Origin of the sequence: Pseudomonas sp. NPDC089996 (assembly GCF_044748405.1) — a bacterium.
Taxonomy (GTDB): Bacteria; Pseudomonadota; Gammaproteobacteria; order Pseudomonadales; family Pseudomonadaceae; genus Aquipseudomonas.
This window is the reverse complement of the sequence record NZ_JBIVGA010000009.1, coordinates 20,261-33,590: the sequence shown is the minus strand read 5'-3', so window position 1 is coordinate 33,590 and position 13,330 is coordinate 20,261. Positions and strand designations below refer to the sequence as shown.

Annotated in this window: 9 protein-coding genes; all 9 read right to left on the bottom strand. The window is 63.1% G+C overall.

Annotation, left to right across the window (positions count from 1 at the left end; all coding sequences use genetic code 11):
* Positions 1-37: 37 nt before the first annotated feature.
* Complete coding sequence (acs, locus tag ACIPW4_RS16915; protein WP_400659755.1) at positions 38-1,972, bottom strand: acetate--CoA ligase; 1,935 nt, start codon at positions 1,970-1,972, stop codon at positions 38-40.
* A 210-nt stretch (positions 1,973-2,182) separates the two neighbouring features.
* On the bottom strand, positions 2,183-3,847 hold the full coding sequence (gene pgi, locus ACIPW4_RS16910) for a glucose-6-phosphate isomerase (RefSeq protein WP_400659753.1): 1,665 nt from the start codon (positions 3,845-3,847) through the stop codon (positions 2,183-2,185).
* A gap of 143 nt (positions 3,848-3,990) precedes the next feature.
* The gene (gene panC / locus ACIPW4_RS16905) at positions 3,991-4,854 is read right to left on the bottom strand and encodes a pantoate--beta-alanine ligase (RefSeq protein WP_400659751.1); all 864 of its coding nucleotides are present in this window, start codon (positions 4,852-4,854) and stop codon (positions 3,991-3,993) included.
* On the bottom strand, positions 4,851-5,651 hold the full coding sequence (gene panB, locus ACIPW4_RS16900) for a 3-methyl-2-oxobutanoate hydroxymethyltransferase (protein ID WP_400659748.1): 801 nt from the start codon (positions 5,649-5,651) through the stop codon (positions 4,851-4,853). Before panB ends, panC begins: the two co-directional genes overlap by 4 nt.
* A 262-nt stretch (positions 5,652-5,913) precedes the next feature.
* Entirely contained in the window at positions 5,914-6,393 is a 480-nt protein-coding gene (folK, locus tag ACIPW4_RS16895) for a 2-amino-4-hydroxy-6-hydroxymethyldihydropteridine diphosphokinase (RefSeq protein WP_400659746.1), read from the bottom strand.
* The gene (locus ACIPW4_RS16890; RefSeq protein ID WP_400659745.1) at positions 6,390-7,781 is read right to left on the bottom strand and encodes a polynucleotide adenylyltransferase PcnB; all 1,392 of its coding nucleotides are present in this window, start codon (positions 7,779-7,781) and stop codon (positions 6,390-6,392) included. The genes folK and ACIPW4_RS16890 overlap by 4 nt, the downstream gene beginning before the upstream one ends.
* Before the next feature lie 741 nt (positions 7,782-8,522).
* The gene (locus ACIPW4_RS16885; protein ID WP_400659742.1) at positions 8,523-9,971 is read right to left on the bottom strand and encodes a sigma-54-dependent transcriptional regulator; all 1,449 of its coding nucleotides are present in this window, start codon (positions 9,969-9,971) and stop codon (positions 8,523-8,525) included.
* Between the two features lie 4 nt (positions 9,972-9,975).
* Entirely contained in the window at positions 9,976-12,951 is a 2,976-nt protein-coding gene (locus ACIPW4_RS16880) for a sensor histidine kinase (protein ID WP_400659740.1), read from the bottom strand.
* Positions 12,935-13,111, bottom strand: a complete 177-nt coding sequence (locus ACIPW4_RS16875) for a hypothetical protein (RefSeq protein ID WP_003250005.1) — start codon at positions 13,109-13,111, stop codon at positions 12,935-12,937. The genes ACIPW4_RS16880 and ACIPW4_RS16875 overlap by 17 nt, the downstream gene beginning before the upstream one ends.
* Positions 13,112-13,330: the final 219 nt, after the last annotated feature.

Here is a 13,330-nt window from a genome sequence, read left to right as displayed (position 1 = left end):
CCTGTGTGTCAGGACGGCCATGGCAAGTGGCCGCCCGCTATTGATTGAGGCGTTTGTCGATCAGGCCCTGCACCACGCTCGGGTCGGCCAGGGTCGAGGTGTCGCCAAGGTTGTCCAGCTCGTTGCAGGCGATCTTGCGCAGTATACGCCGCATGATCTTGCCCGAGCGGGTCTTGGGCAAGGCCGGCGCCCATTGGATCAGTTCCGGCTTGGCAAAGCTGCCGATCTCCTTGCTGACCAACGCCAGCAGCTCGGCCTTGAGCGTGTCGTCCGGGGTAATGCCGTTCATGGTCGTGACGAAGGCATACACGCCCTGGCCCTTGAGGTCGTGGGGGTAGCCAACCACGGCCGCCTCGGCGACGCTGTCGTGCAGCACCAGCGCGCTTTCTACCTCGGCGGTACCGATGCGGTGCCCGGAAACGTTGATCACATCATCGATGCGGCCGGTGATCCAGTAATCGCCGTCGGCATCGCGGCGGGCGCCGTCACCGGTGAAGTAGTAGCCGGGCATGGGCTTGAAGTAGGTGTCGACCATGCGCTGGTGGTCGCCATACACGCTGCGGATCTGCCCAGGCCAGCTGGCCTTGATCACCAGCAGGCCGGCACCGGGGCCTTCTATCAGCTGGCCTTTTTCGTCCAGCAGCGCCGGTTGCACGCCGAACATCGGCTGAGTGGCGCAGCCAGGCTTGAGCCTTTGCGACCCCGGTAGCGGCGTGAGCATGATGCCGCCGGTTTCGGTCTGCCACCAGGTGTCGACGATGGGGCAACGCTTCTGCCCAACTTCTTCGAAGTACCACTCCCAGGCTTCCGGGTTGATCGGTTCGCCCACGCTGCCGAGCAGGCGCAGGCTTTTGCGCGAGGTGCTCTGCAGCGGTGCCGAACCTTCACGCATCAACGCGCGCAGAGCGGTGGGCGCGGTGTAGAAGATATTCACCTGATGCTTGTCCACCACTTGCCAGAAACGCGAGGTGTCCGGGTAGTTGGGTACGCCTTCGAACATCAGTGAAATCGCGCCGTTGGCCAATGGCCCGTAGACGATGTAGCTGTGGCCCGTGACCCAGCCGACGTCGGCCGTGCACCAGAATACTTCGCCATCGCGGTAGTCGAACACCACCTTGAAGGTCATGGTCGCCTGCAGCAGGTAGCCACCGGTGGTATGCAGCACACCCTTGGGCTTGCCGGTGCTGCCGGAGGTATAAAGGATGAACAGAGGGTCTTCGGCGCCCATCGGCTCGGGCGGGCAATCGTCACCGGCCTTTTCGGTCGCTTCGTGGTACCAGACGTCGCGGCCCTCGCTCCAGGCCACATCACCGCCGGTGCGACGCACCACGAACACACTGCTGACCTCAGGGCAGCTGGCCAGGGCCTTGTCGACATTGTGCTTGAGCGGTATGCGCTTGCCACCGCGCACGCCCTCATCGGCGGTGATCACGGTGCGGCAGTCGGCATCGAGAATGCGGTCACGCAGGGCATCGGGGGAGAAGCCGCCGAACACTACCGAGTGGATGGCGCCGATGCGTGTGCAGGCGAGCATGGCGTAGGCGGCCTCGGGAATCATCGGCATGTAGATGCACACCCGGTCGCCTTTTTTCACGCCGCGAGCCTTCAGGGCGTTGGCCAGGCGGCAGACCTGGCCGTGCAGTTCGCGGTAGGTGATGGACTTGGAGTCCGTGGGGTCGTCGCCTTCCCACAGCAGGGCGGTCTGCTCGCTGCGCTGGGCCAGGTGACGATCGATGCAGTTGTAGCTGACGTTCAACTGAGCACCGTCAAACCAAAGGGCCTTGCCGGTCCTCAGGTCGCATTGCTGCACGCTCGACCAGGGTTTGATCCAGTCCAGGCGTCTGGCCTGTTCGGCCCAGAAGGTGTCGGGGTCTTCGATCGACTGGCGGTAAAGGCGCTGGTAGTCGTCGTGGGTGAGGCCGGCGGACTGGCTGACGGCCAGGGCGTGGGGATACTGCTTGATATCGAACATGGCGGGTGGTCCTGCTCTTGTCGGAGGGACGGCAACGGCTATTCGATGGACAGTGTAGCTAGCGGTGATGTTCCTGAGGGCTGTTGTAGGAGCGGCCTTGTGTCGCGAAAGGGCCGCAAAGCGGCCCCGGCGATATCAGCTGCGAAGCTCAGATCCTGGGGGCGCTACGCACCCCTTTCGCGACACAAGGCCGCTCCCACAAAGAGCAGGTCAGCCGCGGTGACGGCCGCGGAAGTAGTTGATCAGACCCTGGGTGGAGCCATCTTCGGCGCTGTCTTCCAGGCTGCCCACCAGGCGCTGGTACACGCCCTTGCCCAGTTCCTTGCCCAGCTCCACGCCCCACTGGTCGAAGGCGTTGATGCCCCAGATCACGCTTTGCACGAACACCTTGTGCTCGTACATCGCCACCAGTGCACCCAGGCGGCGCGGGCTGATGCGCTCGACCACCAGGGTGTTGCTCGGGCGGTTGCCCGGGATCACCTTGTGCGGCGCGAGCTTCTCGATGTCCGCCTCGTTCAGGCCCTTCTGACGCAGTTCGGCCTCGGCTTCTTCACGGGTCTTGCCGAGCATCAGCGCCTGGCTCTGCGACAGGCAGTTGGCGTACAGCCACTGATGGTGGTCGGCCACCGGGTTGAAGCTGACCACGGGGACGATGAAGTCGGCCGGGATCAGCTGAGTGCCTTGGTGCAGCAACTGGTGGTAGGCATGCTGGCCGTTGCAGCCGACGCCGCCCCAGATCACCGGGCCGGTATCGGTCTTGACCGGGGTACCATCCTGCAGCACGCTCTTGCCGTTGGACTCCATGTCCAGCTGCTGCAGGTGCTTGGTGATGTTGCGCAGGTAATGGTCGTACGGCAGGATGGCGTGGCTGTTGGCGTTCCAGAAGTTGCCATACCAGACGCCCAGCAGGGCCAGCAGCACCGGCATGTTCTTGTCGAACGGCGCGGTCTGGAAATGCTGGTCCATGGTGTAGGCACCCGACAGCAGTTCCTTGAAGTTTGCAGTGCCGATGGCCAGGGCGATCGGCAGGCCGATGGCTGACCACAGCGAGTAGCGCCCGCCTACCCAGTCCCACATCGGGAAGATGTTCTCTTCGCGAATGCCGAAGGCCACGGCGGCGGCCTTGTTGCTCGACACTGCGATGAAGTGGCGATACAGCTCGGCTTCCGATCCGCCCTGGGCCAGGTACCAGGTGCGCGCGGCCATGGCATTCTTCAGGGTCTCGAGAGTGTTGAACGATTTCGACGAGACGATGAACAGCGTGGTTTCGGCGCGCAGGTTGGCCGACAGTTCATGGAACTCGCTGCCGTCGATGTTGGCCAGGTAATGGCAACGCACGCCGCGCTGGGCATAAGGCAGCAGGGCTTCGGAGACCAGCTCGGGGCCGAGGAACGAGCCGCCAATGCCGATGTTGACCACATCGGTGATCGGCTTTTCGCTGTAGCCACGCCACAGGCCGTCATGAATGCGGCCGACCAGTTCGGTGATCTGGTTGAGTACCTTGTGCACTTCCGGCATCACGTTGACGCCGTTGACGCTGAGCTTGTCGCCCACCGGGCGGCGCAGCGCGGTGTGCAGCACCGGGCGGCCTTCCGAGGCGTTGATGATCTCGCCGCTGAACATCGACTTGATCGCATCCTGCAGGCCGACCTGTTCGGCCAGGTTCACCAGCAGATTGCGGCTCTCGTCGGTGATCAGGTTTTTCGAGTAGTCGAGGAAAAGGCCGCAGCAGCTCAGGGAGAACTGATCGAAGCGATTGGCGTCGGCGGCGAAGGCTTCGCGCATGCTGAAGCCTTGCATGGCGTCGCGGTGTTTCTGCAGGGCCTGCCAGGCAGGCAGGGCCGTCACATCGTGGGGGGTACGGTAATACGCCATTGAGCGGAATTCCTTGATGCGGGGTGAGCCTTGGACAGGGCACTGATTGCCGGGTTCAGACAGGCCATCATTATAGGCATATGGGAACGGGCTTGTCGGGGCGCCGAACCGCCGCGAATGGGCTGCGAAGCAGCCCCGGAAGGTTATGCGGTCTTCTCGTCCAGATGCAGATACAAATTATCGATCAACCGAGTGTTACCCAGGTAAGCAGCAGCAAGAATCACCAGGTCCCGGTCGCCAAAGGTTGCCGGGCGCAGGTTCAGGGCATGGCGCACTTCCAGGTAATCCGGGCGCAGACCGGCAGCGCTCAGCTGGGCCTTGCCTTCCTCGATCAGTGCCGCGAAATCCACCTGGCCGCGTACCAGCGCCTGGCCAATCTGCTGCAAGGTGCGATAAACCACCGGCGCCGTAGCCCGCTGCTCGGGCGTCAGGTAACCATTGCGTGACGACAGCGCCAGGCCATCTTCGGCGCGCACGGTCGGCTCACCAATGATCTGGATCGGCATGTTCAGGTCGCGCACCATGGCGCGGATCACCGCCAGTTGCTGGTAGTCCTTCTCGCCAAACACGGCCAGGTCCGGCTGGACCATGTTGAACAGCTTGCTGACCACGGTCGCCACACCTTCGAAATGCCCGGGGCGGCTGGCACCGCACAGGCCTTCGGACAGGTTGGGCACGCTGACGCGGGTTTGCACGCTCATGCCATCGGGGTACATCTCTTCCACTGTGGGCGCGAACAGCAGATTGCAACCGGCCTGCAGCAGGCGCTCCTGGTCGGCGGCGAGGGTGCGCGGGTATTTGTCGAGATCTTCGTTGGCACCGAACTGCAAGGGGTTGACGAAAATGCTGGCGACCACGAAATCGGCACGTTGGGCGGCCTTGGTTACCAGCGCGGCGTGGCCGCTGTGCAGGTTGCCCATGGTCGGCACGAAGCCGATGCGTTTGCCCTCACCGCGTGCACGGGCGACGGCGGCGCGCAGTTCGCGGACGGTCTTGACTGTGTTCATGCGCTGAATCCGTGCTCGGCTGCAGGGAAGGTAACGTCCTTGACGGCCTTGACGTAGGCGGTAAGGGCGCTCTGGATGTCAGCCTGGCCGGCCATGAAGTTCTTCACGAACTTGGGTACCCGGCCACTCAGCGACAGGCCCAGCATGTCGTGCAACACCAGTACCTGGCCGTCGGTGGCGCTACCGGCGCCAATGCCGATTACTGGAATACCCACTGCCTGGGTGATCTCCGCAGCCAGCTCGCTGGGCACGCATTCCAGCAGCAGCATCGCCGCGCCGGCCTGTTCCAGGGCAATGGCGTCGGCACGCATCTGCCGCGCCTGGGCTTCCTGGCGGCCCTGTACCTTGTAGCCGCCCAGCACGTTGACGGTCTGCGGGGTCAGGCCCATGTGCGCGCACACCGGTACGCCGCGCTCGGCCAGCAGGCGGATGGTGTCTGCCAGCCAGGCGGCGCCTTCGAGCTTGATCATGTGGGCGCCGGCCTGCATCAGCGTGGCGCAGTTGGCAAAAGCCTGCTCGGGGGTGGCGTGGGCCATGAACGGCAGGTCGGCGAGGATCAGCGCGCCATCGTTGCCGCGTTTGACGCAGGCCGTGTGGTAGGCCATCTCGGCAGTGGTGACGGGCAGCGTGCTGTCGTGGCCCTGCAGGACCATCCCCAGGGAGTCGCCCACCAGCAACACGTCGACGCCGGCCTGGCTGCAGGCCTTGGCGAAGGTCGCATCGTAGCAGGTCAGCATGGTGATCTTTTCACCCTTGGCCTTCAAGCCATGCAGGGTGGTCAGGGTTACTTCAGGCATGTAGGAAAATCCTCGTTCAGGCGCTGTGAAAAACGACTGCATACAACGCGTGTAGTCATCTTCCGGAGCGGCACATCATCGCGCGTGATGTTCGGGCACAGGTCCGTCCGGGCCTAAATACGGGTATGCGGCACTTTGGTGCCACACGGGACGCCTATAGTCGTGAGCGAGGTGGGGGAAGTCAATCACCCTGTTACCGCATTGTTACTAACAGGGTGTTACTGGCGTTACCGTGACCTGGTAAATGTCTCAAACACCCGGTTTACAGGCGTTCCAGGCCGACGAACGGGCAGGCTTCGAGCAACTGGGCGAGGGTACGGCCATCGGCCAGGCAGAAGTCATCCGCCACCAGTTCGGCCAAGGGGTACAGCACGAAGGGGCGTGCATGCATGTGGTAGTGCGGCACCTGCAGGCGTGGCACATCGATGACTTGGTCACCGAACAGCAGCATGTCCAGGTCGAGCGTGCGTGGGCCCCAGCGTTCCTTGCGCACACGGCCTTGCTCGTTCTCGATGGCCTGCAAGGCGTCGAGCAGGTCCAGTGGGGCCAAGGTGGTGTCGAGCGCGGCCACGGCGTTGGTGTAGCGCGGCTGGCCGGGCAGCAGCGAATCGCTGGTGTACAGGGCCGAAGCCGCCACCAGGCGGCTGCCGTCGACTTGATCAAGCGCCTGCATGGCACTGCGCAACTGTTCGGCGGGTGCGTCCAGGTTGCTGCCCAGGCCGATGTAGGCGCGCGTGGTCACTCGAACGCCTCGTCACCACCGCTGCGCTTGCGCTTGCTGCCACTGCGCTTGCGTTTGCGCGGGCCGGCACCGGTGCCTTCGTCACGGCTACCGAGCTCGCGGATCATCTCGCGGCGCTCGCTGTCGTTGGCATCTTGGTAGTCGGTCCACCACTGGCCAAGGTCATCGGTTTCCTCGCCGGCGCTTTCGCGCAGCAGCAGGAAATCGTAGCCGGCGCGGAAGCGCGGGTTGTCGAGCAGCATGTCAGCGCGTTTACCACTGCGGCGCGGCAGACGTTCCTGCATGTCCCAGATCTCGCGGATCGGCAGGGTGAAGCGCTTGGGAATGGCGATGCGTGCACATTGCTCGGCAATCAGGTCGTGGGCTGCACCGTTCATGGCCGGGATCGGCGGCACGCCTTGGCTCTGCAGATGCAGCACACGGCTTGGCAGGGCTGGCCAGAGCAGGGCGGCAAACAGGAAGGCCGGGGTCACCGGCTTGCCTTGCTTGACGCGCAGGTCGGTGTTGTTCAGCGCCTGGCTGATCAGGGTATGGGTGTAGGTCGGGCGCTCGTCCAGGGCATGGGCACTGGCTGGGAACAGCGGCTCGAACAACTCCAGGTCGACCAGCATCTCGAAGGCGATGGCACCCTGGCCGGAGAGGAACAGCTTGAGGCATTCCTCGAACAGGCGCGCTGGCGGGATTTCGCGCAGCATCGGGGCCAGCTTGCGGATCGGCTGGAAGGTGTGTTTCTCGATGCCGAAGTCGAGCTTGGCGGCGAAACGCACGGCACGCAACATGCGCACCGGGTCTTCCTGGTAGCGGTGGGTCGGGTCACCGATCAGGCGCAACAGGCGGTTGCGCACATCGTGCACGCCGTTGGCGTAGTCGAGGATGCGCTCGCTGACCGGGTCGTAGTAGAGGGCATTGATGGTGAAGTCGCGGCGTTGCGCGTCTTCTTCCAGGGTGCCGTACACGTTGTCACGCAGGATGCGACCACTGGCGTTGTGTGACGAACGGTGGCTGTCGCCCTGGTCGTCTTCCGAGTGGTGGGCGCGGAATGTCGCGACTTCGATGATCTCGCGGCCGAAATGCACATGGACCAGCTTGAAGCGCCGGCCGATGATGCGCGCGTTGCGGAATTCGGCACGGACCTGCTCGGGCGTGGCACTGGTGGCGACGTCGAAGTCCTTGGGCGTGATGCCCAGCATCAGGTCGCGGACGCAGCCACCGACCAGGTATGCCTGGTAGCCCGCACTCTGCAGGCGCTCGACGATGTTCACCGCGTGGCGGCTGAACTGGTGGCGCTGCAGCGAGTGTTGGCTCTTGTTGATCACCTCGGGCGTAGTGCGCCTGTGGTGCTGGCCCGGTACGGGTGGGCGGAACGACTGGAACAGCTTCTTCAGCATGGGATGCACTGTTTGAAGGAATGTTCGGCCAAGAATAGGAGAATGGCCGCATGATGGGCGGGGATTCTAGCATTTACTGGGGGAATGGTGTAGGCGGTAGCAGGAAGCTCCTGCTAAAGGGGAGAAACGACAAGGGGAGCCTAAGCTCCCCAAGAAGTCGTTGCGTGCTCTTATTGTTTTTTTACTGGGCTTCTTGTTTTTGTTGAGTGCCCTGTCCACAAATCTCGAAGCTTGTGGACGACCCCCAATCCGGGGGTAAAGAGCAAACGGATTGCTTTGGCCGCTGATGTCACGTTGATCCTTCGATCCAACCAGTTCAGGCGCTGCTTTTAAGTGCAGTTTTTGTTGTTCTCTGCCTGGTCGTGGGGCAAGCCCCAAACACGCATCCTCTCCAAAAGAATCAGTTAGCTGCGCCTCCGCCGTCTTGTTTTTATTGTGCGTGAGCCGTTTCGTCTTGTTCTTATTCTGAGTTGCTGTGCTTGTTATTGTTCTTGTACAAGACATATAGCAGGTGCCGTGCCAACTTTTCGAAACCCAGCAAAATCAAGGGTTTGGGGTGGTTTGGCGAATTTCGGCAGGTCGAAAACGGAGCTTTTTCGTTACCGTACGCCTCGGGAACTGTTACGCCGGAAAGGTTGGGTAACAGATTTGTGCGGGAACTGAGGTGTTACCTGTGGAGGGGCTGTGGCCTTGCCGGCCTCTTCGCGGGCAAGCCCGCGAAGAGGGTAGTGGAGATCCGAATCAGTTGTCGCTGGTGGCGTTGCTCTTGCGCCGCGGGATGCCCAGGCGCTGGCGCCGTTCCCACAAGCACTTGCGGCTGACACCGAGTTTGCGAGCCAGCTCGGTCTCGGTCATGTGGTCCTGATGCTCGAGCACGAAGTGCTGGAAATAATCCTCCAGCGACAGGTCCTCTGTCGGCTCATGGCTGGCACTGCTGGCGCTGGCGCTGGCTGCGACCAGGGCATTGTCGAGGATGTCATCCTCCTCCAGGTCGCTCAGCTCGATGTCGATGCCCAGCATGTCGGAGGAAATTTCCGCGCTCTCGCTCAGGATCACCGCGCGCTCAACGGCGTTTTCCAGTTCACGCACGTTACCTGGCCAGCTGTAATGACGAATGGCTTGCTCGGCCTCGGCCGAGAAGTGCAGGTCGTCACGGCCGATGCGCGCGCTCTGGCGGGCGAGGAATGCACTGGCGATCTCGTTGACGTCGCTGCCGCGCTCGCGCAGGGCCGGCAATTTCAGGGCGATCACATGCAGACGGTAATAAAGGTCTTCACGGAACTGCCCGGCTTTGGACAGGTTCTTCAGGTCGCGGTGGGTCGCGGCGATCAGGCGCACGTCGACCTTTTGCGACTGAACCGAACCGACCCGGCGGATTTCGCCTTCCTGCAGCACGCGCAACAAGCGCGCCTGGGCTTCGAGCGGCAGCTCGCCGATTTCGTCGAGGAACAGGGTGCCGCCGTCAGCGGCTTCCACCAGGCCGGCACGGCCAGCACTGGCGCCGGTGAAGGCGCCTTTTTCGTGGCCGAACAGTTCCGATTCGATCAGGGTTTCCGGAATGGCCGCGCAGTTCACCGAGATCATCGGCGCCTTGGCTCGCCGCGACAGGTTGTGCAAGGCACGGGCGACCAGCTCTTTACCGGTGCCCGACTCGCCCTGGATCAGCACATTGGAGTCGGTGGGCGCGACCTTGCGGATCTTGCTGTACATGTCCTGCATCGGCGGGCACGACCCGATGATGCCGATCTCGCCATTGACGGCGGCGGCGCCCTTGTCGGCTGGCGCGGCCTTGCCGTTGGCCCGTGGCTCGGCGGCAGCGGGTATGGCCGCCGGGGCGCTCTGCCGGTCGCGCAGAATGCGCGCCACGGCCTGAAGCATTTCATCGTGGTCGAAAGGCTTGGCGATGTAGTCCACCGCGCCCATCTTCATCGAGTCCACCGCCGAGCGCAGGCTGGCGTAGCTGGTCATGATCAGCACCGGGGTGCCCTGGCCAAGCTTGATCAGCTCGGTGCCTGGGGCGCCTGGCAGGCGCAGGTCGCTGACGATCAGGTCGAAGGTGGCAATGCTGAAGCGTTCCTGGGCTTCCTGCACCGAGCCGGCTTCGCTGACCTGGTACTGGTTGCGTTCTAGCAGCCGACGCAGGGCCGAGCGGATGATGGTTTCGTCTTCGACGATCAGAATGTGCGGCATTGATTCAATTCTCTCGACGGTCTCGAATTTCAGGGGACGTCGCTACGACATGCCGGGGCAGGGTCACGCGGATCCGGGTGCCACGTTGCCGTTCGATGTCGGCCGGGCTGTCGATGGTGATTTGCCCATAATGCTCTTCCACGATGGAATAGACCAGAGCGAGCCCCAGTCCGGTTCCTTCGCCCGGGTCCTTGGTAGTGAAGAACGGTTCGAACAGGCGGTCCATGATGCTCTTCGGGATCCCGCTGCCCTCGTCTTCGACGATCAGGTCGACGGTGTGCTCGCTGACTTCACTGCGCACACGTACGGCACTGCCGGGCTTTGATGCATCGCGGGCATTGGAGAGCAGGTTGATCAATACCTGGGCGAGGCGCTGGGGATCCCCCTCGGCCCAGTGGTCCGGGTCGCAGAGGTTGAAGAACTGCACTTCGAAATTGCGCCGGTTCAGTGCCAGCAGACCGATGGCGTCCTGCGCCACTTCGGCCAGGCACACTGGCTCTTCGCTGTTCTGATGGCTGCCGCCGGCGTGGGCGAAGCTCATCAGCGACTGGACGATGCGCGAGACGCGCTTGGTCTGTTCGAGGATCTGGCTGGACAGCTCGATGATTTCACCATCGCCTTCGCGCTCTTCGCGCAGGTTCTGCGCCAGGCAGGCAATGCCGGTGATCGGGTTGCCGATTTCGTGGGCCACGCCGGCAGCCAGGCGGCCAATGCTGGCAAGGCGCTCGGAGTGCACCAGCTTGTCTTCCAGGGCCTGGGTTTCGGTAAGGTCTTCCACCAGCAGCACCAGGCCGCTGTTGCCTGGTGCCAGGGGTTCGTCGATGGCCGCCTTGTGCAGGTTCAGCCAGCGCGGTTGGCCGTCCAGCGCCAGGCGCTGCTTGTGCAGGTGTTCGTCGGGCACGTTGATGAAGCCTTGCAGCAGGCCTCGCCAGGGTTCGCCGATGGTCATCAGGCGCGAGCCGACCACATGCTTGGCCGCAATCCCGGTCAGCTCTTCCATGGCTTTGTTCCACATGAGGATTTCCTGGTCCTTGGCCAGCGAACAGACGCCCATGGGCAGCTCTTGCAGGGTCTGGCGGTGGTAGCGGCGCAGGGCGTCGAGCTCGGCAGCCAGGCCGGTGAGGCGCGAGTGGTAGTCCTCAAGGCGGCTTTCGATGAAGTGGATGTCTTCGGTGACGTAGTTTTCGTTACCGGACTTGTACGGCAGGAAGGTCTCGACCATGTCCTGGGCCACGCTCGGCCCCATCAACCCGGAGAGGTTGGCCTCGATACGGTCACGCAGGCGGCGCAAGGCGTAGGGGCGGCGCTCGTCGAACGGCAGGTAGAGGTCGCGCAGGGCCTGTTCGACTTCTTTTTGCGCGGCCTTGGCGCCCAGAGGTTTGGCCAGCTGGGTGGCAAACTCCTGTGGCGAGGCGGCATGCAATTCGCGGCGTTGCGGGCGCCGCACGTTGTCCACGGCGCAGGCTTCGGCGGCGCTGACTTCTTCGCTGCTGGCGTTGGTGAACAGCGAAATCAGGGTGAACAACAGCACGTTGGCCGCCAGCGACGCGATGGCCGCCATGTGCCAGCTGGTGTCGTCGAGCACATAGATCATGTCCAGCAATGGAATGTAGAAACCCTGCAGATTGCCCAGCAGCGGCAATAGCATCGTCACCATCCACACCAAGGTGCCTGCCAGCAGGCCGGCGATGAAGCCGCGGCGGTTGGCGGTGGGCCAGTACAGCACCGACAGCACGCCAGGCAGGAACTGCAAGGTGGCGACGAAGGCCACGATGCCCAGGTTGGCCAGGCTCTGGTGGTTGTTCTGGGTGAGGTAGAAGACAAAGCCTGCGGTGATGATGGCGACGATCAGCGCGCGACGGGTCCATTTCAGCCAGCGGTAGATGTTACCTTCGGCCGGTGGCTGGTAAAGCGGCAGCACCAGATGGTTGAGGGCCATGCCCGACAGGGCCAGGGTAGTGACGATGATCAGCCCGCTGGCGGAGGCAAGCCCGCCGACGTAGGCGACCAGTGCCAGTGCCTGGTTGTTGGCGGCGATTCCCAGGCCCAGGGTGAAGTACTCGGGGTTGGTGCTGGCGCCCAGGCGCAGGCCGGCCCATAGCACCAGCGGCACGGCCAGGCTCATCAGCAGCAGGAACAGCGGCAGGCCCCAGCTGGCGCTGACCAACGCGCGCGGGTTGAGGTTTTCGGTGAAAGCCATGTGGTACATGTGCGGCATGACGATGGCCGAGGCGAAGAACACCAGCAGCAGGGTGCGCCAAGGGCCTTCCTGCAGCGGCGTGTGCAGCGCCGCCAGGGCGGTCTGGTTCTGCAGCAGCCAGACTTCCAGCTCATGGGGGCCGCCGAACACGCCGTAAAGGGCATACAAACCGATGCCGCCCAGGGCCAGCAGCTTGATCACCGATTCGAAAGCGATGGCGAAAACCAGGCCTTCGTGCTTCTCGCGGGTGGCGATGTGGCGCGAACCGAAGAAAATGGTGAACAGGATGATCAGGATACAGAAGGCAAAGGCCACCCGCGCCTTGACTGGCTCGCCGGTCAGGATACTGATCGAGTCGGCCACCGCCTGTATCTGCAGGGCCAGCAAGGGCAGTACGCCGATCAGCATGATGAGCGTGGTCAGGGCGCCGGCCCAGGTGCTGCGAAAGCGGAACGCCAGCAAGTCGGCCAGCGATGACAGCTGGTACGTGCGGGTGATCTTGAGGATCGGATACAGCAGCACCGGTGCCAGCAGGAATGCACCAGATACTCCCAGGTAACAGGCGAGGAAACCGTAGCCATACTGATAGGCCAGGCCCACCGAGCCATAGAAGGCCCAGGCACTGGCGTAGACGCCCAGGGACAGGGTGTAGGTCAGCGGGTGGCGAATGATGGAACGCGGGATCAGCCCACGCTCGCTGATCCAGGCCACGCCGAACAGCACCATGAGGTACCCGGCGCTGATCAGGATCATCTGGGTCAGGCTAAAGCTCATCGGCATCTCGTTGGCTCTGCAGGATGAAGGTGACGACGATCAGGATCAGCCAGAGCAGGTAGGGGCGGTACCAGGCACCGGTCGGTTCGATCCACCAGTCCATGATGGCCGGGGAGAACAGGTAGATCCCCACGACCAGTAGCAGGACCAAACGATAGATGTACATGCTGGCCTCGATGGTTGGGCGCTGCGGGCTTGGACTTATTATTGGCGCAAATGGCGGGGGGGATGCTAGCGGGAATCCATGGTGTTCGCCAAGGGGTTGAATTTAATGGGCTTTTGATTTTGAGAGCGGGGTTGTCTGTGGCGGCCCTTTCGCGGGTAAACCCGTTCCCACAGGATCACCACAATTCTGAGGGCTATGGAAAACCTGTGGGAGCGGGTT